The 1,043-nt window shown below is 36.9% G+C and carries 1 protein-coding gene; it reads right to left on the reverse strand.

The window, feature by feature from the left end; genetic code table 11:
- Nucleotides 1-321: 321 nt before the first annotated feature.
- Nucleotides 322-882, reverse strand: coding sequence for an ATP-binding protein (locus IQ19_RS27600; RefSeq protein WP_242021155.1), 561 nt, complete (start codon nucleotides 880-882; stop codon nucleotides 322-324).
- Between the last annotated feature and the right edge of the window lie 161 nt (nucleotides 883-1,043).

The following is a 1,043-nucleotide window of genomic DNA, read 5'->3' on the forward strand; positions in this document are numbered from 1 at the left end:
AAAAAGACTAAAGAATTAACGTTGACGTTTTTGTTCGTTCAGTTTTCAAAGAACAATGCTGCTTGCTTCATTAACCTCGTTAGCAACATCATAGATATTACAACATTTACTTTGCGACGAGCCGCGGATTTCTCCCTCGAAAGCTGCCGCGCAGGGATAAGGTTTTTTAAAGCAACTTTACTAATATATCACACAAAACTTTCAACGTCAACAGTTTTGTTAAAGTTTTTTCAACTCATTAACTGTTTTCTGTTTCCCCGAAAGCTGTCCTTAAATAATAGCACCAGCTAGGATTACAGTCAACGCCTTTATCGTGGTAGTTTATTCCATTTCATTCTCTGGATTTGAGATCGGCAAGTCTATAATAAAGCTCGTCCCAGAACTATCACTTAGAACATCCATTGTGCCTTTATAGTTTTCAATTATTTTTTGTGAAACAGAAAGACCAAGGCCTGTCCCTTCCTCTTTTGTTGTAAAGAAAGGGTCAAATATATGTTCAATAATCGATTCGCTAATACCCTTGCCGTTATCTTTAAAAGTGAACCTTATTACATTCCCTGCCCTTTCAGCCTTCAACTGGATTTTCAATTCAGCACTCCCCGCTGCCTGCAGTGAATTTTGTAACAGGTTAATAAAAACCTGCAAAAGTTCTTCTCGGTTCACTTGAAAAGAGCAGTGAAGCATATCGGGATTTGTTTCATATTCAATAACAATATTATGAAGCAACGCTTTACTATTTAAGAATTTACCTAAATTATCATACAAAAATTCCTTCACTTTTATCTCTTCTGTTGTAATTTCTGCAGGCTTAGCCATTCTGAGGAAATCGGAAATAATTTTATTGGCTCTGTCGATTTCAGGAATCAGCAAAGTTTTAAACAAATCAGCCGTCACCTCATCTGATTTACTTTGAAGTATCTGCAGGAAACCTCTAACGGTTGTTAGAGGTTCAGACCGTAGACAAACCCCATTTTCACCCTTTGTGAAAATGGGGTTTGTTACATTTAATAGTCATCTTACCTCGAAAATCAAGCTGGACATGG

The organism is Cytobacillus oceanisediminis (assembly GCF_007830235.1).
GTDB lineage: Bacteria > Bacillota > Bacilli > Bacillales > Cytobacillaceae > Cytobacillus > Cytobacillus oceanisediminis.